Origin of the sequence: Flavobacterium sp. GSP27, from assembly GCF_003970395.1 — a bacterium.
In the GTDB taxonomy this organism is placed as follows: Bacteria; Bacteroidota; Bacteroidia; order Flavobacteriales; family Flavobacteriaceae; genus Flavobacterium.
Genome location: NZ_RYDP01000004.1, coordinates 23,281 through 46,308, shown reverse-complemented (window position 1 = coordinate 46,308; position 23,028 = coordinate 23,281). Strand labels below are relative to the sequence as shown.

20 protein-coding genes are annotated in these 23,028 nt (G+C 37.0%); 10 read left to right on the top strand and 10 right to left on the bottom strand.

What is annotated here, in order from left to right; genetic code table 11:
- Positions 1-160 precede the first annotated feature (160 nt).
- Positions 161-1,738: a murein L,D-transpeptidase gene (locus EKM05_RS04935; RefSeq protein ID WP_126553885.1), complete on the bottom strand. Its 1,578-nt coding sequence runs from the start codon at positions 1,736-1,738 to the stop codon at positions 161-163.
- 595 nt (positions 1,739-2,333) lie between these two features.
- On the opposite strand from EKM05_RS04935, the gene EKM05_RS04930 reads away from it, so the two are divergent.
- The 7 genes from EKM05_RS04930 (at position 2,334) to EKM05_RS04900 (ending at position 7,088) form a co-directional block, all read left to right on the top strand.
- Positions 2,334-2,843 (top strand): nuclear transport factor 2 family protein, encoded by a 510-nt coding sequence (locus EKM05_RS04930; protein ID WP_126553883.1) that lies wholly within the window; start codon positions 2,334-2,336, stop codon positions 2,841-2,843.
- A gap of 359 nt (positions 2,844-3,202) precedes the next feature.
- The gene (trmB, locus tag EKM05_RS04925) at positions 3,203-3,880 is read left to right on the top strand and encodes a tRNA (guanosine(46)-N7)-methyltransferase TrmB (protein WP_126459008.1); all 678 of its coding nucleotides are present in this window, start codon (positions 3,203-3,205) and stop codon (positions 3,878-3,880) included.
- Between the two features lie 45 nt (positions 3,881-3,925).
- Positions 3,926-4,561, top strand: a complete 636-nt coding sequence (locus EKM05_RS04920) for a LysE family transporter (RefSeq protein WP_126553881.1) — start codon at positions 3,926-3,928, stop codon at positions 4,559-4,561.
- A 49-nt stretch (positions 4,562-4,610) separates the two neighbouring features.
- Positions 4,611-4,940: an MGMT family protein gene (locus EKM05_RS04915; RefSeq protein WP_126457518.1), complete on the top strand. Its 330-nt coding sequence runs from the start codon at positions 4,611-4,613 to the stop codon at positions 4,938-4,940.
- Positions 4,941-5,130: 190 nt separating this feature from the next.
- A complete protein-coding gene (locus tag EKM05_RS04910; protein ID WP_126553879.1) occupies positions 5,131-6,285 on the top strand; it encodes an Mrp/NBP35 family ATP-binding protein in 1,155 nt (384 codons plus the stop codon).
- Between the two features lie 71 nt (positions 6,286-6,356).
- Entirely contained in the window at positions 6,357-6,596 is a 240-nt protein-coding gene (locus tag EKM05_RS04905; RefSeq protein ID WP_126454312.1) for a NifU family protein, read from the top strand.
- Between the two features lie 174 nt (positions 6,597-6,770).
- A complete protein-coding gene (locus tag EKM05_RS04900; protein ID WP_039110363.1) occupies positions 6,771-7,088 on the top strand; it encodes a 2Fe-2S iron-sulfur cluster-binding protein in 318 nt (105 codons plus the stop codon).
- 85 nt (positions 7,089-7,173) lie between these two features.
- Here the strand turns inward: EKM05_RS04900 and EKM05_RS04895 are convergent, their stop codons facing one another.
- The 5 genes from EKM05_RS04895 to EKM05_RS04875 form a co-directional block, all read right to left on the bottom strand.
- A complete protein-coding gene (locus EKM05_RS04895) occupies positions 7,174-7,956 on the bottom strand; it encodes a DUF3050 domain-containing protein (protein ID WP_126457517.1) in 783 nt (260 codons plus the stop codon).
- Positions 7,957-8,047: 91 nt separating this feature from the next.
- Positions 8,048-9,226 (bottom strand): acyl-CoA dehydrogenase family protein, encoded by a 1,179-nt coding sequence (locus EKM05_RS04890; protein ID WP_126553877.1) that lies wholly within the window; start codon positions 9,224-9,226, stop codon positions 8,048-8,050.
- A 372-nt stretch (positions 9,227-9,598) separates the two neighbouring features.
- A complete protein-coding gene (locus tag EKM05_RS04885) occupies positions 9,599-10,306 on the bottom strand; it encodes a tRNA1(Val) (adenine(37)-N6)-methyltransferase (RefSeq protein ID WP_126454304.1) in 708 nt (235 codons plus the stop codon).
- A 77-nt stretch (positions 10,307-10,383) separates the two neighbouring features.
- Entirely contained in the window at positions 10,384-10,908 is a 525-nt protein-coding gene (rimM, locus tag EKM05_RS04880) for a ribosome maturation factor RimM (RefSeq protein WP_126457515.1), read from the bottom strand.
- A 15-nt stretch (positions 10,909-10,923) separates the two neighbouring features.
- Positions 10,924-11,478: a 30S ribosomal protein S16 gene (locus tag EKM05_RS04875; protein WP_126454300.1), complete on the bottom strand. Its 555-nt coding sequence runs from the start codon at positions 11,476-11,478 to the stop codon at positions 10,924-10,926.
- 200 nt (positions 11,479-11,678) lie between these two features.
- Here EKM05_RS04875 and EKM05_RS04870 point away from each other — a divergent pair, with 200 nt between their 5' ends.
- Both EKM05_RS04870 and EKM05_RS04865 read left to right on the top strand, forming a co-directional pair.
- On the top strand, positions 11,679-12,155 hold the full coding sequence (locus EKM05_RS04870; protein ID WP_126457514.1) for a DUF6252 family protein: 477 nt from the start codon (positions 11,679-11,681) through the stop codon (positions 12,153-12,155).
- A gap of 154 nt (positions 12,156-12,309) precedes the next feature.
- Positions 12,310-12,672 (top strand): RNA-binding protein, encoded by a 363-nt coding sequence (locus EKM05_RS04865; protein WP_126454296.1) that lies wholly within the window; start codon positions 12,310-12,312, stop codon positions 12,670-12,672.
- A gap of 99 nt (positions 12,673-12,771) precedes the next feature.
- On the opposite strand, the gene leuB is transcribed toward EKM05_RS04865, so the two are convergent.
- The 4 genes from leuB to leuC form a co-directional block, all read right to left on the bottom strand.
- A complete protein-coding gene (gene leuB, locus EKM05_RS04860) occupies positions 12,772-13,833 on the bottom strand; it encodes a 3-isopropylmalate dehydrogenase (RefSeq protein ID WP_126553875.1) in 1,062 nt (353 codons plus the stop codon).
- Between the two features lie 96 nt (positions 13,834-13,929).
- Positions 13,930-15,510, bottom strand: coding sequence for an alpha-isopropylmalate synthase regulatory domain-containing protein (locus EKM05_RS04855; RefSeq protein WP_233590876.1), 1,581 nt, complete (start codon positions 15,508-15,510; stop codon positions 13,930-13,932).
- Positions 15,511-15,639: 129 nt separating this feature from the next.
- Positions 15,640-16,236 (bottom strand): 3-isopropylmalate dehydratase small subunit, encoded by a 597-nt coding sequence (leuD, locus tag EKM05_RS04850; RefSeq protein ID WP_126516528.1) that lies wholly within the window; start codon positions 16,234-16,236, stop codon positions 15,640-15,642.
- Positions 16,237-16,416: 180 nt separating this feature from the next.
- A complete protein-coding gene (gene leuC, locus EKM05_RS04845) occupies positions 16,417-17,811 on the bottom strand; it encodes a 3-isopropylmalate dehydratase large subunit (RefSeq protein ID WP_126553873.1) in 1,395 nt (464 codons plus the stop codon).
- A 639-nt stretch (positions 17,812-18,450) separates the two neighbouring features.
- Here leuC and dnaE point away from each other — a divergent pair.
- Positions 18,451-22,986: a DNA polymerase III subunit alpha gene (gene dnaE, locus EKM05_RS04840; RefSeq protein ID WP_126553872.1), complete on the top strand. Its 4,536-nt coding sequence runs from the start codon at positions 18,451-18,453 to the stop codon at positions 22,984-22,986.
- The last annotated feature ends 42 nt before the right edge of the window (positions 22,987-23,028 follow it).

Genomic DNA, 23,028 nt, shown 5'->3' with positions numbered 1-23,028 from the left:
CTTTAGAGTTGTCTCAAATTTACTTTAAATCGATATTTTTGTTGTATTTCGGTTTCTGTTTTAATAATATTGACCGCAAATTCGTAAATTATAGATATGGATTCGCTATTTTTAATTAGCGAATTTGCGGTTTTAATGATTATTTAAAATAGAATAAATTTTATTTATCAAACAACAAGGTTGCTAAAGCTTCGTCTCTTTTATACACATCCTCATAAAAATGAACCACACCTTCCGCATCAACCCAAGCGGTGAAATAACCAATATATACTGGAATTTTGTTTTTAAGCGTGTACCAGTATTCCTCTTCGCCATTCATCGCGGTTTCTATCTTTGCAGGATTCCATTTTTTATCGTTCTTCATAATCATCGCAGCAAGTTCTTTTGGCTTGGCTACTCGAATACATCCGTGGCTAAAAGCGCGATCTTCCTTCCCAAATAAACTTTTGGATGGCGTATCATGCAAATATATCGCATTCGAATTGGGAAATAAAAACTTGACTAATCCCAAGGAGTTCTCCGGTCCGGGTCTTTGTCTCACGTAATTGTCTTTCCATTCCATGTCGTGCTCGGCCAAGTAATTGGGATTCTTTTCAATGGCAGGAAGAATCTCTTTTTTGAGAATACTTGCCGGCACGTTCCAATACGGTCTGAATACAATGTACTGCATTGGCGCACTAAAAATTACGGTTTTATGCATGGCTTTTCCTACCACAACCTTGGAGCGTAATTCTGGTTTCCCATCTCTTAAAAAAGTCAGTTCATAGGCCGGAATATTCACCACGATTAATTCCTTGGATTTGGTAATATCATTCGAAATCCATCGGCAGCGTTCCATATTGACTATCACAGTTTTGATGCGGTCTGCAACAGATACATTCATGTAGCGGATGTGTTCCGGCAGTATAATTTTGTTCAGGAGATTACCACTTCTCTTTTTGAATTTTAAAATTCCGGTGGCTAATTCGGCATCATACACGGCACTTTTTGAATCTCTGGAAAGATCATCCGTGATAAACAAACGGGTCCTGATTTGCGCAATGGCTGTGGCACTGTCGCCAGGTTTATATGATTTGATGTTTGGATCCAGTGCAATGGTTTTCCAACCGCCTTTTTTTTCTATTTTGCGGTATTCCTGCAGTACAGCTTTAAGGAGGTAATACTGTTTCAATACGCCTTTTTCGTCTTTGTGAATTAACGATGGATTGATCAATAGTGAATCCAGATAATCGCCATACGATTGTTTTTTTCGAGGCAAAAACCACTCTAAATCCTTCGATTTTTGAGTGTCGATCCCATCATATACTTTATCCGCATAAAAGAAGTATAACGCAGAACTCAACAACTCAGTATTGATACTTGCTTTTTGATTGTCTTCCGGATTGTCATAAATGTCATCTAGTTTTTCCTTGTACGGAATCGCAGTTTCAATTCCTTCCTGCGTCAGATTATTCACTTTGTTGTATAATAAACCTGCAAATTCATTTAGGCCATCCTTGTCAAACCAGATGTAATGAAACTGATGCTTGCGGTATAACTTTTCTACGTCTGTTTGGTAAGGCTGCAGTTTAGGATATTTTTCAAAAAACGTTTTGATTTGTGTACTGTCAAAAGCAACTGCAACGGTATTTAAACTCGTTTCCTTTTTAGTGTCATTTACATCTTTCTTTTTACAGGAAACGAGGGTAAATAGTAGTGCAAAAATAATAAGTAGTATGGAGGTGCTTAACTTTCTCATAATCTTAACTTTAAATCTTACATTTTACTGTCTAAACAATACAAAAATACGTCAAAACTCGATGTGTAATACCGCCTTGGGTTGGGCGGTTCTTTTTAGTTTGAAATCAGATTTGTAATTGAAGTGTCTAGATTAAAAATAAATTACATTCAATAATCTTTTAATCAATTGGTTACGGTATTTTTTTTGTTTCTAAAACTAAATTTGAAATCAAATAGGATTGTCAAAATCCAAAAATTATGAAAGGAATTAAGGAAATATTCTAAGTTTTATTTCAAAAGGGTAAAGGTGTATTTTTGTGATATTTAGTCTAAATTATTTTTTAAAATTATTTCTTTCGGCTGCGTTCTATGAATCAACACAACCACTTTACAAAAAATAGAGCTATTGCTTTACGTATTTTGGACTTTGTGGTTTGGATTTCAAATGATTTTCAGTTGTTTGAATAATTAGTTTCGAGCGATTCATTGCTATATCGGATGTTTTTATGCTACCTTGTAATTCAAACAGGAAAGGACTTCGAGGAGACCGGTAGCTGTTGATCGAAAAATAAAAATAAGATGGAATAAAAAACCATAAATAAATACCGAATGAAATGAAAAAACTACTAGCTTTTTTGATAGTAATAACCGTGTCTGGTTGTAAAAGTGTGATGGTAAAACAAAGCGATTCAAAAAACGAAATCAATGTTACATTAAATACTTGGCATAAAGCTGCTGCAGATGCTAATTATAACGCATACTTCGGCTTGATGTCAGATGATGCAATTTTTATAGGTACTGATGCAACAGAGATTTGGAATAAAACAGCTTTTCAGGCCTATGCAAAACCACATTTCGATAAAGGAAAAGCGTGGAGTTTTACAGCTTTAGAACGTCATATTCATTTTGACAAAACAGGTAAAATAGCTTGGTTTGATGAATTACTGAATACTCAAATGAAAATTTGTCGCGGCTCAGGCGTGTTAGTCAAAATAGGGCAAGAATGGAAAATAAAGCAATACGTTTTGTCTATGACAATCCCAAATAGCAATTCAGGTGAAGTGATTAAAGTTAAAACTCCTATCGAAGATGCCATGATCAAAAAAATACAAGCAAAGCAATAAAATTTTTAGTTTTTGTTTTATTCTTAAGTAGCAAGAAAGATATATTGTCGCAATTATTAAAAAGAGTTTTTGCCACAGATTGTAAGGATTAAAAAGATTTTTAAAATTACATAACGAATTAATCTGTGCTAATCTGTGGCAAAGAAATTTAGTGCTTTATTAAAATATGACATTAAATTTGAGTCATTACTTAGTTTAAAATTTCTTCATAAAATGTACTGTTGTTTAAAAGCCATCTTTAATTAAATAATAGTTTAAAGGGTGCATTAAATGTTGTTTTTAAAACGTTTTTCATTTTTTGGCCCCTAGTTCGCTCCGTCTTATATATTTCCTTAATTTTGCCAAAATATACTAAAAAAGTGGGAAGCAAAAACAAATTAAAAAGATTCAAGGAAAACGAGACATTCAACAACGTTTTTCAACCAACGAGGGAAGAAGTAGTAGGTGATTTATTTCCGTTGAAAGGGAAATGGAATACAGAATTTTTCAAAAATGAAAATCCATTGGTGCTGGAACTAGGCTGTGGGAAAGGAGAATATTCAGTAGGTCTGGCAGAAAGGTATCCCAATAAAAACTTTATCGGAATTGATATCAAAGGCGCGCGTTTCTGGCGTGGTGCTAAAACTGCTGTGGATACCGGATTGCATAATGTGGCTTTCATTAGAACTCAGATCGAATTGATCAATCATATTTTTGATGAAAATGAAGTAGACGAAATCTGGATTACTTTTCCCGATCCCCAAATAAAATACAAACGGACCAAACACAGAATGACAAATTCCGAGTTTTTGCAATTGTATAAAAAAGTACTTAAAAAAGACGGTATTGTAAATCTTAAAACAGACAGTGAATTCATGCATGGATATACCTTAGGTTTGCTGCATGGCGAAGGGCACGAAGTTTTATATGCCAATCATAATGTGTATGTAAATGAAGGAAGTCCCGAGGAAGTAACTGCTTTTCAGACATTTTATGAAAAACAATATTTGGAAGTTAATAAAGCAATTACGTATATTCGATTTAAAATTAAAGAATAGTTTTATATTTGGGATTGTTTTTTTGAATACTGGTACCGTTTGCTTATGAATTTAATCACTTCCTTGTTTTTGGGTTTTGTTACTGCCTTTGTGGGGATTACTCCCCCGGGACTTCTCAATATGACAGCTGCTAAAGTAAATCTGAAAGAAGGGAAGAAAAGCGCTTTTTGGTTTGTTTTGGGAGCAGTAATCGTAATTTTTGTACAAGCCTATCTCGCTATTTTATTTGCACAATTTATCGAAGTGCGCCCGGATGTGATTGTTTTATTGCGAGAAGTAGGATTTGTCATCTTTACTGCGTTGACTATTTTTTTTTTGTTGGTTGCTAAAACCCCCAAAATTAAAAAAGACAAAATAAAAAAGAAGAGTACTTCCACTCGTTTTTTCTTAGGAGTTTTGCTCTCCTCTCTTAACTTTTTCCCGATCCCTTATTATGTTTTTGCAAGCATTACTTTGGCTTCTTATAATTTGTTTCTGTTTGATTTTTCAAATGTTTTTGTTTTTGTGACAGGAGTGGTGTTGGGCTCTTTTTTGGGGTTTTATTTGTACATTACTTTTTTTCAAAAAATACAAGAGAAGTCGGATTATATTATGCGAAACATGAATACAATTATTGGTAGCATAACCGGGTTTATATCATTAGTTACTTTGATTAATATTGTCCGTTATTATATGGGGTAATTGGCTCACCGGGTCTCCCATAAAACCTTTTTTCACTAGATTTAAAATCATGTCAAACGATACTTTTTTTGAACGCGTGTATGACATCGTCAGGCAAATTCCTTACGGTAAGGTTACTTCGTATGGCGCTATTGCAAAGGCCTTAGGAACGGCACGCTCTGCCAGAATGGTAGGCTGGGCAATGAATGCCTCCCATGGTCTGGAGGATGTTCCGGCACACCGTGTAGTCAACAGGAACGGTTTGCTCACGGGGAAATTACATTTTGACGGCACCAATCTGATGCAGCAATTATTGGAAAGCGAGGGAATAATCGTGACCAACAATCAAATTGTAGATTTAGAAAAATATTTTTGGCAACCGGAAGTCAGGACAGAATGATTTATAATAGTTCAGATTCCGGGGTTCTATTCTCAACAAATACCCAATAACGACCAGCAATCTGTGCATCAATAAATGCGATGCAAATCCTTTATAATAAGAACTTTTCATAGTATCTTTGTAATCTGAAATCAGTTTAAATAAAGATAATATTCTGGTGGTATAAGCCAATAGAAACAGTAAACTAAAAATGAAATTAGAAAAAAAAGAAATTCTTAAAGCCTTAGAAACAATTACTATAGCCGGAGAAGGGAAAAATATGGTTGAAAGCGGAGCAATTGCAAACGTAGTCACTTTTGGCGATGAAGTAGTGGTAGATCTAGTATTACATACCCCAGCAATGCACATCAAAAAACGTGCGGAAGACGACATCAGAAAAACAATTCTTGAATTAGTATCTCCGGAGGCTAAAATCAAAATTAATAGTAAAGTGGAAGTGCCGGACAAACCGGAAATCAAAGGGAAACAAATTCCAGGTATAAAAAATATTATCGGAGTAGCCTCTGGTAAAGGCGGTGTAGGTAAATCTACCGTTACTGCAAATCTTGCAGTATCATTAGCTAAAATGGGATTTTCAGTAGGGATTCTAGATGCGGATATTTATGGTCCGTCCATGCCTATTATGTTCGACGTAGAAAGTGAAAAGCCCATTTCTGTCATGGTTGACGGAAAATCAAAAATGAAGCCCGTAGAAAGTTATGAGGTAAAAATTCTTTCGATAGGATTTTTTACAGCACCAAGTCAAGCAGTAATATGGCGAGGGCCCATGGCTTCTAAAGCCTTGAACCAAATGATATTTGATGCAGATTGGGGGGAATTAGATTTTATGTTAGTCGATTTGCCACCAGGAACAGGAGATATCCACCTTTCTATCGTGCAATCCTTGCCAATTACAGGAGTTGTCATCGTAAGTACTCCTCAGGCCGTAGCTTTGGCCGATGCCAAAAAAGGAGTTTCAATGTTCCTCTCAGAAGCTATAAATGTACCAGTTTTAGGAATTATAGAAAACATGGCGTATTTTACACCGGAAGACTCGAGCGAAAGCGAACAGGCGAAGCAATTGCCTGAAAACAAATACTATATCTTTGGAAAAGAAGGGGCCAGGAATCTTGCCGAAGACTTAGATGTTCCATTCCTTGGTGAAGTGCCCATCGTACAATCGATTCGGGAAGCAGGTGATTACGGTCGTCCTGCAGCCATGCAAACCGGTTCAGTTATCGAAACAGTTTTTGAGGAAATCACAAAAAATGTAGTGCAGGAAACCGTCAACAGAAATAAAAATTTACCTGCTACCGAAGCTGTGAAAATTACAACTATGGCAGGTTGTTCCGCAGTAAAAAAATAAAAAATTAGAACGCATGAAAATAATTTTCAATCGTTCAATTTTCTAATCTTTTGAATCTTTAAACAAAGACAATGACAACAGAACAATTAACCCTAGAAGTTCAAAAAGCGCTAGAAGAAATAAGACCTTTTTTGAATTCAGATGGTGGTGACATTACCCTTATTTCCATAGAGGACGGGAAACACGTAAAAGTGCGTCTCGAAGGAGCCTGTACCAGTTGCAGCGTAAATCAAATGACATTGCGTGCCGGAGTAGAAACAACCATCAAAAAGTTTGCACCACAAATAGAAACTGTTGTAAATATCCTATAAATTAACAGGGCGTGCCCCTTTTAAGAAAAAAGGCTACTTGTTTTAACGGGTATAGGCCTTTTTTCTTAAAACGGTCGGGCTATCCGCGCTACTTCGGTAGCCAGCTTCTATCCCTCACGCAGTCCGTATTTAATAACCAACACCGATTGCCTAAAACCAAACACCCACAATCATATGGATGTATTAATAAAAATAAAAGATCGAGAAGGAGTCGTGCATGAGTTACAGGCTCCCACGGATATGGCCATGAATATCATGGAATTATGCAAAGCCTATGAGCTTCCTGTAGAAGGAACCTGCGGCGGTATGGCCATGTGTGCTTCCTGTCAATGTTATGTTCTTAATGATGTTGCCTTGCCAGAAATGGGCGATGATGAAGAAGCAATGCTTTCAGAAGCCTTTTATGTAAAAGCAAACAGTCGTTTGGGCTGTCAGATCCCAATTACCGAAAGCCTCGAGGGATTAGAACTCGAATTGGCTCCTGAAAATTAATAAAAAAGCATCTTGTTACTAAAACAAGATGCTTTTTTTAAGGGTATTTTCTAAAGAAGTGTTGCGTTATTTGAAAGTATTAGTTTTATGCCAATTCAACATTCATTAGGATAGTTTCTTCGATGGCGTCCCAAAGACCAATGCGTTTCTCTAAAGCTAATTTTGATACTTCCTCAACATCAGACCATTTTTGAGCATCTGTACCGCAAAGTTCTGTTATCATTTTCATCGCCATTGGCCCATGTTCATCCGCATCCAATTCGATGTGTCTTTCAAAATAATAAATCAGTTTGCTCAAATCCGTTTCAGGGAAATTCTCCTGAAAGTTTTTCAAAATAGCGGTAAACATACTCGGTATCAAATCTTCTCTTCCAAAAGTAAAAGCCGCTGCAATTTCATGGGATTTCCCTTCCTCAATAACCCTGAATGTGAAATCCAGGAATGCTTTAATATTGGGGTGTAAAGTGCTGGTTTTTATAGCGACAAATATGTTTTGAAGGGAATCTACTTCAGTTAAAAAATGTTCAATACCTTCAGTATTTGCTCCACAGGATTGCATGGCTTCAATATACATTTCATAATGACTCAAACGGCGTCCGTCTAATGTTAAGTCAGATTCTTCAGCAAGGACAATTTCGTTTATTAAATATCGGGTTTGTGGATTTTCCGTTGCAAACCAAGGCGTTGTTGTACAAGTTAATTTGGATTGTAGTGCTTTTAACAAAGACATGAAATCCCAAACAGCATAAATATGATTTTCTAGAAAACATTGTAAATCCTCAATAGTTTTTACTTTTTTATATAAAGGATGGTGTAACAACAGTTCTTTTTGAGGCTGAATACTATTGTTGATGGTTTGGATATTCATAAAGAGTATTTTTGTGTAAATATAAAAAAGCTTCTTGGTATCAAGAAGCTTTTATTATCAATTTTATTAATAGTTTAATAACTGTTTACCACTACTTGAAAGCAGGAATTCCAGTGATGTCCATACCGGTAATTAACAAGTGTATATCGTGCGTCCCTTCATAGGTGATTACAGATTCCAGGTTCATCATGTGACGCATGATCGAATATTCTCCAGTAATTCCCATTCCGCCTAGCATTTGTCTGGCTTCTCGGGCAATTTCCACAGCCATCATTACATTATTTCTTTTGGCCATTGAGATTTGGGCCGTTGTCGCTTTACCTTCATTTCTTAAAACACCTAATCTCCATGTTAATAATTGCGCTTTTGTGATTTCAGTAATCATTTCGGCTAATTTCTTTTGTTGTAATTGGGTTCCTGCAATTGGTTTGTCAAACTGAATTCGTTCTTTGGCGTAACGCAAAGCCGTATCGTAACAATCCATGGCTGCGCCAATAGCGCCCCAGGCAATTCCGTAACGTGCTGAATCCAGACAACCAAGCGGTGCTCCCAATCCAGATTTATTGGGCAATAAGTTTTCTTTTGGCACTTTGACATTGTCAAAAATCAGTTCTCCAGTTGATGAGGCACGAAGCGACCATTTGTTGTGCGTTTCCGGAGTAGAGAAACCTTCCATTCCGCGTTCTACAATTAAACCGTGAATTCTTCCTTCTTCATTTTTTGCCCAAACAATGGCAATATCAGCAAACGGAGCATTTGAAATCCACATTTTGGCACCATTCAATAAATAATGGTCGCCCATATCTTTGAAGTTGGTAATCATACTTCCTGGATCAGAGCCATAGTTAGGTTCCGTTAAACCAAAACAGCCCATGTATTCTCCAGTGGCTAACTTAGGTAAGTATTTCATGCGTTGTTCTTCATTTCCGTACTTCCAAATAGGATACATTACCAAAGAAGATTGTACAGATGAAGTGGAACGAACGCCAGAATCACCGCGTTCTATTTCTTGCATGATCAAACCATAAGATATTTGGTCTAGACCCGCACCGCCGTATTCTTCTGGGATGTAAGGACCAAAACCGCCTATTTCGCCCAAACCTTTAATGATTTGTTTTGGGAATTCGGCTTTTTGAGCATATTCTTCTATAATAGGTGATACTTCACGTTTTACCCAAGCACGAGCAGAGTCACGTACTAGTTTGTGTTCTTCTGTTAGTAAATCGTCAAGGTTGTAGTAATCTGGCGCTTGAAATAAGTCTGGTCTCATGGTTATTAATTTTTATGGAACAAATTTACAGAAAGAAATATAACAAAAGCATTAACAAATGTTATATTTTTTTATTTGAAATAGAAATAAGTAAGTCGAAAGTTTAAAAGTCGTAAAATCAAAAGAATTAACTTTAAGTAAAACAGCTTTAAATCAGATTTTTACATGATTTTATCCTGATTTTAAAATACGACATTATACCATGGTTATTACTTAGCTTATTTTTTAACAAATAAGTCCTTTTATATACGGGATTTTATTAAAAAAGGTATTGTCCTCTAAATTACAATAAAAATTAACTTTAGCAGAGATCAAAGGTGTTTTAAATAAGATTACGGAATGGTTTAGGTGTTATTTAGAATCATTTTGGACTTACATCTTCATATAAAACTCTTTAGTCAATGCAATGTATTCGGGAGTATAAATGTGTCTTGCAGTTTCGATAATCAATTCGTCAACGGGATAGTTCGAGCTTTCTTCTCGGCTAAAGGCCAATAAACTGCGTTTAATTTCGGTAGTTGGAGTTCCTTTTACGTGTGTAATTTTAATTGGATACAATTCGTATTCTTTGGCAAGAGCCAAGAAATTTTCTTCTTCTTTGAAAGGAATTATAACTGTGAATATTCCGTTTTCTGAAAGCAATAAATCAGCAGCCTCGATTAAATCCTCAAAAGGCATCGCGTCAGCAAAACGGGCTAAATCACGTTGTTCGTTATCAGATTTGTAATCATCAGTATAAAATGGAGGATTGGAAACAATTAAATCATACTCGTCTTCCGGTTCTTCGACGAATTCATCTAAACCGGCATGAAAACAAAATAAGCGATCACTCCAAGGGGAGTTTTCAAAATTATCTACGGATTGTTCATACGCTTCTTCGTCTATTTCCAAAGCGTCAATTTGTTCCGCGTTACTTCTTTGTGCCAGCATTAGTGCGATTACTCCTGTTCCGGCTCCAATATCTAAAATACTAATAGGATTGTTTTCAATAGGAGTCCATGCACCAAGTAAAACGCCATCGGTTCCAATTTTCATGGCGCAACGATCTTGCTGGATTGAGAATTGTTTGAAACTAAACATAGGGAATTTTGATTTCAGATTGTAGATTAACGATTTTTGAGGAATTGAACACTAAAAACTGAATACTGAACACTAATTTAAAGGTACATTTCAATAAGTCCTTCTGGTAGATCCATGATAACTTTTTTGTTTTCACGGTCAATTTTAACCAAGAAAAGATCAATCATGGGGATAAGAATCTCAACATCACCGTTGAGGACTTCAAAAAGGGGTTGGGCAGTAGTATCATTAATGGATTCGATCTTTCCAACAACACCAAGACGTTTGTCTTCAACTTCAAAACCAATTACTTCGTGGAAATAGAATTTATTGCCGCTAAGTTTCGGCAACATCTTCAAAGGAAGGTAGATGGCATTGCCTATAATGGCGTCTGCCTCTTCTTCGGTAGTCATGTCTTCAAAACGAATTCTAAGTAAATCGTTTTTGTGCAGCGAACTACTTTCAATAAAAAAAGGAACCAAGTGTTTGTTACATTCAACAAACACTGATTCCAAGTTTTCATATAACTCAGGTTCGTCCGTGTCTAAATAGGCTAGAATTTCCCCTTTGAAACTAAATTTTTTAGCGATTTTACCTAAATAGAAACAATCTTCTTTACGCATAGTCGCCTTCTAAAATTATGCTTCAGTTGTTTCGTTATTTTCTTCTGCGGCAGGAGCTTCTTCAGCTTCAGCAACTTCTTCTTCAACAGCTGGAGTTGCAGCAGCGATAGCGTCAGCTTCTGCTTGAGCAGCTGCAGCTAAACGTTTTGCATTTACATCTTGTTCTGCTTTGAAAGCTTTAGCTTTAGCATCCGCTTGCACTTTTGTTAAGCCGTCTTTTTTAGCATCTACTTTTCCAGTTTTTGCCTCTAACCAAGCATTTAATTTAGCATCAGCTTGTTCTTGAGTTAAGGCTCCTTTACGGATACCACCGTCAAGGTGATGTTTCAATAAAGCTCCTTTGTAAGAAAGAATCGCTTTAGCAGTATCTGTTGGTTGAGCACCATTGTGCAACCATTTTACTGCACTATCAAGGTTTAAGTCGATAGTTGCTGGGTTTGTGTTTGGATTGTAAGTACCAATTTTTTCTAGGTATTTACCATCTCTTTTTGAGCGCGCATCTGCAGCTACAACCCAGTAAAAAGGTTTTCCTTTTTTACCGTGTCTTTGTAATCTAATTTTTACTGACATAATCTTGTGATTAAATTTTGAGGTACTCGACCTCTGTTAATTAAGGGTGCAAAGATACCTTTTTTATTGATAAATACTAATTGGATTGTGGTTTTAATCTGTGGCAGTGCACTGTAGGTGGTTTTGATTCGTGTTTTTTTGTCCTGTTATGTTTTTTTTTTAGCATTAATGCCCTATTTTTGTTAGTAAAAGAAGGTTTTATGAAAAAATATTTGATATTTCTAGGGGTACTTTTTTTAATGATTTCATGTGCGGAAGAGGTGAGTTTTAATACTCCTTCTTTACAAGGAAGGAAAGACAATGTGTTTTGGAGAGCGACAGCTTCCAAAGCGACTTTAGCTTCTGATGGTTCACTAGTAATTGAAGGGTTTACTGGAAATGAGGTTTTGACTTTGAAGACAACCTCCATATCACCTCAAGTGTATCCATTGGGAACCAGTAATTCCAAGACAGCTGTTTACGTATTGACTGGAGGAAGCGATGTTTCATTTGCAACAGGTATTGACATGGGTAGCGGGCAAATAGTAATTACTGATTATGATGAGAAGGGTCTTACGGTTACAGGTACTTTTAAATTTAGTGCAGAAAATGCAAATGGCAACCCATCAGCAGGGACTGTTTTGAATTTTCAACAAGGCGTATTTTATAAGGTTCCGGTAAGTCTGCGGGTTCCCTAAATTCACACGGTTAAGATTCTTAAATTGCAGGAGTTGGGTATTTTAGTAGCTTCATTTTCTTTTTGAATTTAAAATAAAAACATAAATAAGCTAATCTATAGTAGATTGCAAAAAAAATAGCAGTACATTTGTTTTATTATTTAAATAAGAACATATGAATATTTTTGTTGGAAGTCTTCCATTCAGTATTGAGGAAGCAGATTTAAGAGAGTCTTTCGAGGCTTATGGAGCAGTTGATTCAGTTAAAATTATTACTGATAAATTCACTGGAAGAAGTAAAGGATTTGGTTTTGTTGAAATGCCAAATGATGAAGAAGCTCAAAAGGCTATTGATGAATTGAATGGTGCTACTGTTCAAGGACGTGCAATCGTTGTAAACAAATCGGAGCCTAAACCAGAAGGTGAAAGAAGAAGTTTTAACAATAACAGTCGTGGTGGAGAATCTCGCGGTGGTTATGGTGGTGGAAACAGCCGTGGTGGAGAAAACCGTGGTGGTGGAAACAGAGGTGGATATTAATATTTTTCTCTACAACTATAAAAAAAGGTGTCAATGTAAATTGACACCTTTTTTGTTTCCTCACCCCAGCCCTCTTCCCAGAGGAAAGGGGGTTGGATTTTACAAATTAGCAACTAACCAGTCACCTACTTCGCTAGTTTTGTATGCCTTAGCCCCTTTAGCAACTAAATCTTCAGTTACAATTCCTTGTTCGAGTGATTTGTTGACTACAGCTCTAATCGCAGCCGCTTCTTTTTTTAAGCCGAAGGCATCTTCAAACATCATTGCAGCAGATAATACGGTCGCTAATGGATTGGCAATATTTAGGCCTGTGGCCTGTGGATAGGATCCGTGAATGGGTTCGTACAATGAAGTATGTTCTCCAACGGATGCAGAAGGCATTAATCCCATTGATCCGGATATCACTGAAGCTTCATCAGTCAAAATATCTCCAAATAAATTTTCTGTAATCAAGACATCATATGAATTTGGCCATTGTACTAAACGCATCGCTACGGCATCCACAAATTCATAACTTACCGTAACTTCGTGATAGTCTTTTTCCATTGCTTGTACGGTTTCTCTCCACAAACGAGAAGTTTCCATTACGTTGGCTTTGTCTACACAACATAGTTTTTTAGTACGAGTCATTGCTAGTTCAAAACCTTTTTTAGCTAAACGTTTTACCTCTGATCTGGTATAGGTACAAGTGTCAAACGCTGTTTCACCACCGTCTTTTCTTCCTTTTTCTCCAAAATAAATTCCGCCGGTAAGTTCCCTTAAAAAGATTAAATCAGTTCCTTCAATACGCTCTCTTTTTAAAGGAGAATTGTCAATCAAAGAGGGGAATGTAAATGTTGGGCGAACATTGGCAAACAGCCCTAGTTTTTTACGCATTAATAACAAACCTTGTTCTGGACGAACCGGAGCGCTTGGATCATTATCATATTTTGGATGGCCAATGGCTCCAAATAAAACAGCATCAGCAGCCATACAAATTTCGTGAGTCTCATCAGGATAAGGAACTCCTACGGCGTCAATGGCGCAAGCTCCTGTAAGTGCAGGAGTCCAGATGATTTCATGGTTGAATTTTTTAGCGATCGCATCCGAAACTTTTACGGCTTCATGGATTACTTCTGGTCCAATTCCGTCTCCGGCTAAAAGGGCTATTTTTAATTTCATATTAATTGTGTTTTCCTCCTCCCAGCTCCCTCCAAAGGAAAGGGAGACTGGGTGTTGAAGGATTGGGTTTGTTGTTTGTGTTGTATTTCTTTAATTTTATTTCAAATTTTCAAGCTCCAATTTCGGCTTGGCTCCCTCGCCTTCGTGGAGGGCTGGGGCTGGGATTACGTTCAGCATTTTTTGGGTTGCTATAATTGCGGCAACTGTTTGGTCAGAGTCCAGCCCTCTGGTTTTGAATTCTTTTTCATTATTTGTCCAGGTGATTATGGTTTCGCATAAGGCGTCAGAACTGCTTCCTGGTGGAATTCGTACGGCATAATCAATCAGTTTTGGCAATTCTAAGTTTTTGCTTTTATATATTTTTGCCAATGCATTCATGAAAGCATCAAATTGTCCATCTCCTTGTGCGTGCTCTTCAATGATTTCACCATCTATTTTTAAAGATAAAGTAGTCGATGGACGCATGCCTTTTGCATGAGATAATATATAGGACTCAACAACAATTTTTTCCTGATAGGTTTGGCTGTCCAAAACATCAGAGATAATATAGGGTAAGTCTTCTTTAGTAACGGTTTCTTTTTTATCTCCTAATTCAATGATTCTTTGGGTAACTAACTTTAAATCCTCAGGGTTTAATTGAAGGCCTAATTCTTGAAGATTTTTCTCGATATTGGCTTTTCCAGAGGTTTTACCAAGGGCATACTTTCTTTTTCTGCCAAAACGCTCCGGTAGTAAATCGTTAAAATACAGGTTGTTTTTATTGTCACCATCGGCATGAATACCAGCAGTTTGTGTAAATACATTGTCGCCCACAATAGGTTTGTTTGCAGGGATTCTGTATCCGGTAAACGTTTCTACTAATTTGCTAACAGAATATAACGAAGATTCTTTTACGCCAATTTCTATTTCGGGTAAGAAATCATTGATTACCGCAACAGTGCTTTCAAGGGGTGCATTTCCAGCCCGTTCTCCCATCCCGTTAACAGTTACGTGAAGCCCTTGAATACCAGCTTTTACGGCTTCCATTACATTGGCGATACTTAAATCGTAGTCGTTGTGCGCATGAAAATCAAAATGAGTATCAGGGTATTTCGCTATAATTTTTGCAATAAATTCAAAAGTTTCAGAAGGGATTAAAACCCCTAAAGTGTCCGGTAATAAGATTCTTTTGACCGGTTGCTTAGTTAGAAAGTCTAAATATTGAAATACATATTCAGCGGAATTACGCATTCCGTTACTCCAGTCTTCCAGATATACATTGGTTTCAATATTATTTTCCTGAGCTAAGGCTATGGCTTGCGCAATTTCAGAAAAATGTTGTTCGGGTGTTTTTTTTAACTGGTGGGTTAAGTGGTTGAGCGATCCTTTGGTTAGTAAATTCTGAACTTTAGCTCCGGTATTTTTCATCCATTCAATAGAAAGGCCGCCGTCTACAAAGGTTAAAACTTCAATTCGGCTGCTGTATCCTTTTGTTTCGGCCCAAGCCATAATTCCTTTTACTCCTTGAAATTCACCCTCGCTTACACGAGCCGAAGCAACTTCGATTCGGTCAATATGAAGCTCTTCCAGTAATAATTGTGCAATGGTTAATTTTTCTGCAGCAGAAAAGGAGACTCCGGAGGTTTGTTCACCATCACGGAGCGTCGTATCCATTATTTCAATTTTTCTTTTTTTCATTATAAATGGGATTCGATTTCGATTTCATGAATCAGAAATCGGGATATCTTGTTTTTATCAAAAACTAAAAACAGTTGCTTCGGGGAGAACCCAAAGAAAATCTTTAGCCAATACCTTTTCGGATTATGTTTAGTAAGGAAGTTGATTGGCAAATTCCACCACTTCTGATTTTATATTTTGCAAATAATCAATATCGTCAAAACCATTGATCATATTGTCTTTTTTATAACCCGAAATATCAAAAAATTCTTTTTCGCCAGTTGCTTTAATGGTAATGGTTTGTTCTGAAAGATTAATTTCTAGTTCCGTTTTTGGATCTTCTTCGATAGTTTTAAATATTTTTTCTGCAAATCCAGCACTAACCTGAACTGGTAAGACACCAACATTCAGGCAGTTATTTCTAAAAATATCAGCAAAAAAACTAGAAACCACACATCTAAAACCATAATCGTAAACCGCCCAAGCAGCGTGTTCTCTTGAGGAACCCGAACCAAAATTTCTGCCTCCAACAAGAATTTTTCCGCTGTAGATTGGATTATTCAGTACAAAATCAGCTTTCGGAGTTCCGTCATTATTGTATCTCCAGTCACGGAAAAGGTTGTCGCCAAAACCAACACGTTCGGTTGCTTTTAGAAATCGAGCGGGAATAATTTGATCCGTATCTACATTTTCGATAGAAAGCGGAACTGCGCTACTGGTAAGAATATTAAATTTATCGTAAGCCATTTGATTTTTGATTTTTGATTAACGATTTTAGATTTTAGATTTCCTGTTTTGAAAATAAATGTTTAATCGCTACTGTTTTTATTTTTTTACTATTTTAATCTTGATTTTAAAAATTCAAATTGGATTTTGACACTAACGAAATCTGCAATCAAAAATCGTTAATCTTCAATCTGAATTCTTTTAAAGAAGTTCTCTAGGATCTGTCAAAACTCCAGTTACAGCGGCAGCAGCAGCCATAAACGGACTTGCTAACAACGTTCTTGAGCCAGGTCCTTGACGTCCTTCAAAGTTTCTGTTGGAAGTACTTACCGCATATTTTCCGGCAGGAACTTTGTCGTCATTCATTGCTAAACAAGCGGAACATCCTGGCTGACGCAAAACAAAACCAGCTTGGGTTAATACCTCAAGAATTCCTTCTTCTTTAATTTGTGCTTCTACGACATGTGATCCTGGAACCAGCCAAGCGGTAACATTATCCGCTTTTTGGCGTCCTTTTACAATGGAGGCAAAAGCTCTGAAATCTTCAATTCGACCATTGGTACAACTTCCTAAGAAAACGTAATCAATTTGTTTTCCAATCATGGCTTCTCCTTGATGAAATCCCATGTATCCTAAAGATTTTGCATATGTTTCTTCTCCTTCGGCAACGTCTTTTGAGTTTGGAATGCTTTTAGAAATTCCCAGTCCCATTCCTGGGTTTGTTCCGTAGGTAATCATAGGCTCAATATCCGATGCTTCAAAGTTGATTTCTTCATCAAATTTGGCATCAGTATCTGTTTTCAATGTTTTCCAATAGGCTACTGCTTTATTCCAATCATCCCCTTTTGGAGTATACAAACGTCCTTCTAAATAATCAAAAGTAGTTTGGTCTGGAGCGATCATTCCGCCACGAGCACCCATTTCGATACTTAAATTACAAACGGTCATACGGCCTTCCATGCTCATGTGTTCAAAAACTTCACCTGCATATTCCACAAAATAGCCGGTAGCCCCTGAAGTCGATAATTTAGATATAATATAAAGTGCCACATCTTTGGGAGTAACCCCAAATTGAAGATTACCGGCAACATTAATGCGCATTTTTTTAGGTTTAGGTTGCATAATGCATTGGGTAGAAAGTACCATCTCAACCTCAGACGTCCCAATTCCGAAAGCGATGGCGCCAAAAGCTCCGTGAGTTGATGTATGTGAATCACCACAAACAATGGTTGCTCCGGGTAAGGTAATTCCGTTTTCAGGACCCACCACATGAACAATTCCATTTTTTTGATTTCCTAAACCCCAATGGCTAATGCCGTATTCAGCAGCATTTTCTTCTAATGCTTTGAGTTGATTGGCAGACAATGCGTCTTCAACCGGTAAATGTTGATTTATAGTTGGTGTGTTGTGATCTGCAGTAGCAAAAGTGCGCTCTGGGTATAATACTGAAATGCCTCGTTCTTTTAAACCTAAAAAAGCTACAGGACTAGTAACTTCATGGATGAAATGACGGTCAATAAAAAATACGTCTGGTCCGTCTTTAATTTTGCGCACCACGTGCGAATCCCATACTTTGTCAAATAATGTAGTACTCATTTTAATATGTTTTAATGTGTTTTGTTTATAGCCCAAAAGGCTAAGATGATAACAATAAAGACAAAGCTAAAAAAACAATCAAGGCTTTACGTATCAATATTCCATTATATACGATACCCAAAATCCCATTCGGATATTTCTTTGTTGATTTTTGTCTTTTTACTTTTTTTTTGTACGGTACTTTTTTATTTAGATCTAATAAAAAATCAATTTGTTGAGTTTTTTGATGTTTATTGAATCGTTAAATTAGGCTTCTTAAATGCAGTTATATTTACGAATATTTAATTAAATGGTATGAAAAGTAACTTTTTTTTAATTTTAAATTCACTAATTCACTTTTGTGACAGTTGTTTTTTAAAATGGTTTTCGTAGTAAACAACATTTTTTTTAGCGGTATTTCATTGTTTTTTTTTGATGAAATACTACGACATCCAAAAAAGCAATATGTCGTCTTTTTATCTTTTAATAAGATGCAATCAAACTGATTTGTTGAAAGTGATCGTAGTTTTAATAGGAGAATAGCCTTGGAAAATAATTTTGTTTTTTGTTGATAATTTACTTCTATTCTACTCTAAAAAAACTAAATTTGAAATTCATTTTTCGCGATTTTTTAAAATCACAAACTCTTCAAATCCAGCTATGTACTTAATATTCGATACCGAAACCACAGGATTACCAAAACGTTGGGGCGCACCCATTTCAGATACGGATAACTGGCCACGATGTATTCAAATCGCGTGGCAGTTGCACGACGATATGGGTAAACTGATTGAGCATCAGGATTATTTGATCAAGCCCGAAGGGTTTAATATTCCGTTTGATGCCGAACGAATTCACGGTATTTCTACAGAATTGGCGGAAGCCGATGGGATTTCGTTGGCAGAAGTGCTAGAAAAATTCAATGCTGTATTAGGCAAAGCTAAATTTATAGTGGGTCAGAATTTAGGTTTTGATATCAATATTATGGGGTGCGAATTTTACAGAATGGGAGTGGAGAGCCAAATGAGCTCGATGCCAATTCTGGATACTTGTACAGAAGTTACGGCTTCGTTATTAAAATTACCAGGTGGCCGTGGCGGTAAATTTAAACTGCCTACGCTAACGGAATTGCATTCGTATCTTTTTAATAAACCTTTCGGTGAAGCGCACAACGCCACTGCCGATGTGGAGGCAACTACGCGTTGTTTCTTAGAGTTAATTCGTCGTGATGTTTTTACAAAAGAGGAACTCGACGTTCCGGGCAGTTATTTTCAAGATTTTCAAAGCAAGAATCCAAGTGAGATTAAACTCATAGGTTTAAAACATATTAATCTAAAGGAAGCGTCCGATAAAATTCGTCAGCAGTTTGGCGAAAAACAAGCGCCGACAGTTTCGAAAGCAGAACTTTCAGAGAATAAAAAAGTACTTGTAGATGCGCCTTTCGTGCATTTGCATAATCATACGCAGTTTTCGGTATTGCAATCGACGATCAGTATTGCAGCATTGGTAAAAGCGGCGGCACAACAAAAAATGCCGGCAGTTGCCATGACCGATCATGCGAATTTGATGGGTGCTTTTCATTTTGTCCGCGATATTTTATACCATAATAAAGTGGCTGAAGCCAAGAATAAAGAGGCGATTGAAAATGGGGATGAACCTACTGAAGTTCCGATGAAACCTATTGTAGGTTGTGAATTTTTTGTATGTGAGGACCATAAAAACAAAAAAATTAAAGACAATGGTTACCAGATAGTACTTTTGGCGAAGACCAAAAAAGGGTACCATAATTTGGCTAAAATGTCTTCCATTGCGTATACCGAAGGTTTTTATTATGTGCCAAGAATCGATAGGAAAGTCATTCAGGAATTCAAAGAAGATATTATTGTTTTATCCGGAAATCTTTATGGTGAAATTCCAAATAAGATTTTAAATATTGGTGAAAACCAAGCTGAAGAAGCTTTGCTTTGGTGGAAAAACGAATTCAAGGAAGATTTTTACATTGAGGTGATGCGTCATAATCAGGAAGATGAAAATCGGGTGAATGCGTCTTTGATTTCATTGGCCAGAAAGCATGAGGTCAAGATTATAGCGACAAACAATACCTTTTATATAGATAAGGAAAATTCGAATGCGCACGATATTTTGCTTTGTGTGCGTGATGGCGAAAAGCAAACCACGCCTATTGGTCGTGGTCGAGGGTATCGGTACGGATTGCCCAATCAGGAATATTATTTCAAGTCGGGAGACGAAATGAAACAACTTTTTGCAAATTTGCCCGAAGCAATTTCAAATATTTCGGAGATTGTGGATAAAATTGAAATTTTCGATTTGGCACGGGAAGTTTTATTGCCAAAATTTGAAATTCCGATTGAATTTAATAATCCGGAAGATGCTGTTGATGGCGGGGTACGAGGAGAAAATGCGTATTTGAGGCACCTTACTTTTGAAGGAGCAACAAGACGATATCCCGTAATGACCGAAGAAATTCAAGAACGACTTGATTTTGAATTGTTGACGATATCTAATTCAGGATATCCAGGATATTTCCTGATTGTGCAGGATTTAATTGCTGAGGCGAGAAGCATGGGCGTTTCTGTAGGGCCGGGAAGGGGTTCTGCGGCGGGATCGGTGGTGGCGTATTGTTTGAAGATTACCAATATTGACCCCTTGATGTACAACCTGCTTTTTGAGCGTTTCCTGAATCCGGATCGGGTGTCTTTGCCCGATATTGATATCGATTTTGATGATGAAGGACGCAGTAGCGTAATGGATTATGTGATCCGTAAATACGGTTCGAAACAGGTGGCGCAAATTATCACGTATGGTAAAATGGCTACCAAATCAGCGATTCGAGATACTGCTCGTGTGTTGGATTTACCTTTGTTTGAAGCCGATAAAATAGCCAAATTGATTCCGGGAATGATGCCTTCTAAGTGGAATTTAGCTCGTTTTTTAAATGAAAAGGACGATGTAATTAAGAAGGCCGTTCGTCCCGAAGAGTATGATAAAATAAAGGAATTAATAGGACTTGCTAATGAAGATGATTTGGGCGGAGAAACCATTCAGCAAGCCAAAGTTTTAGAAGGGAATCTTAGAAATACAGGAATTCACGCCTGTGGTGTCATTATTACGCCAAGTGATATTACTGATTTTGTTCCTGTAGCAACCGCCAAAGATTCGGATTTGTATGTGACCCAGTTTGATAACTCGGTGGTGGAAAGTGCCGGTTTGTTAAAGATGGATTTTTTGGGTTTGAAAACCCTTACTCTGATAAAGGATACGGTTAAATTAGTAAAATACAGAACTGGAATTGACCTGAACCCGGATGAGTTTCCTATTGATGATTTGAAAACCTACGAGCTTTTCCAGCGTGGAGAAACTGTAGGAATTTTTCAATATGAGAGTCCGGGAATGCAAAAATACATGAAGGAATTAAAGCCTACAGTATTTCCCGATTTGATTGCCATGAATGCCTTGTATCGTCCGGGGCCAATTGCCTATATTCCAAGTTTCGTCAAGCGAAAAAACGGTGAAGAGGAAATTATTTATGACCTTGACGCCTGCGAAGAATTACTAAAAGACACCTACGGAATTACCGTTTACCAAGAACAAGTAATGCTTTTGTCCCAGAAACTAGCGGATTTCTCAAAGGGGGATGCGGATGTTTTGCGTAAAGCGATGGGAAAAAAACAAAAGGATGTTTTGGATAAAATGAAGCCTAAATTTATCAGTCAGGCTGCGGCCAAAGGGCATCCTGAAGATAAACTGGAGAAAATCTGGAAAGACTGGGAAGCCTTTGCAGAATATGCGTTTAATAAATCACATTCGACTTGTTATGCCTGGATTGCCTACCAAACGGCATTTTTGAAGGCGAATTATCCGGCTGAATATATGGCTGCGGTTTTGTCCAATAACATGAGTGATATCAAGCAAGTTTCTTTCTTTATGGAAGAATGCAAACGCATGGGATTACAGGTTTTAGGACCGGATGTGAATGAATCGTTTTATAAATTTACCGTAAACGATGATTATGCGGTTCGGTTTGGGATGGGAGCTGTAAAAGGTGTAGGTTCTGGCGCTGTGGCTACGATTGTGGAAAATAGAAAAGACGGAAAATACAAATCTATTTTTGATTTGACCAAACGAATTGATTTGCGTGCGGCCAATAAAAAAGCATTGGAGAATCTGGTTTTGGCGGGTGGTTTCGATTCGTTTTTAGGAACTACGAGAGCACAATATTTTCATGATGATGGCGATGGAATTACCTTTTACGAAAAAGCAATTCGGTACGGAGCTAAATTTCAGGAAAATGAAAATTCAGCTCAAGTAAGTTTGTTTGGCGAAAGTAGTGATGTGCAAATTGAAGAACCTGTTGTTCCGCCTTGTGAGGATTGGAGCACAATGGAAAAATTAGCCAAAGAAAAGGAAGTGGTGGGGATTTATATTTCTGGGCATCCGCTGGACGATTACAAATTTGAAATGAAATATTTTTGCAATGCCAAGTTAGAAGCACTCAAGAACATGGAATTGCATGTCAGTAAAAATTTGACTTTTGGGGGGATTATCAATAATGTACAACATCGTGTTGCCAAAAACGGAAAAGGCTGGGGCATATTTACATTAGAAGGGTACGATGAAAGTTATGAGTTTCGGATTTTTGGGGAGGAGTATTTGAAGTTTCGCCATTTTCTGATTCAGAATAATTTTACGTTCATGAAAGTAATGGTCAAGGAAGGCTGGACGGATCGGGATACTGGAAAAAAAGGGGATCCAAGATTACAATTTGTGCTGGTGCAATACCTGCAGGATGTCCTGACTACATTTGCTAAAAAGCTAATTTTACTATTGAATATTAATGATCTAGAGGTGGAATTTATCCATAAGTTAAACCATATTTTTCAAGAAAACAAAGGCGATAATACTGTAGCTTTTGAAATTATGGAGTTGGAAAAAATAAAGCGATTAGTAGAAAATGTGGTAGTACTTCCGGAAAATGAAGAAGCCGTTTTTGTAGACGAAAATGAGGAAACCGATTCTCTAGAATCAGGAAATCCCGAAATTAGTACGGCAACTGAAGTAGAAGAAATAAAAGTAGTGACTAAGCTGACCATGCCAAGCAGAAAATTGAAAGTGAAAATTTCAAATGAATTGTTGGTTGAACTGGAAAAAATGCAAATTAATTTTAAGTTAAACTGATTTTTTAACAGTTAAATTTAATTTTTTTTAGTGTTGTTTTTG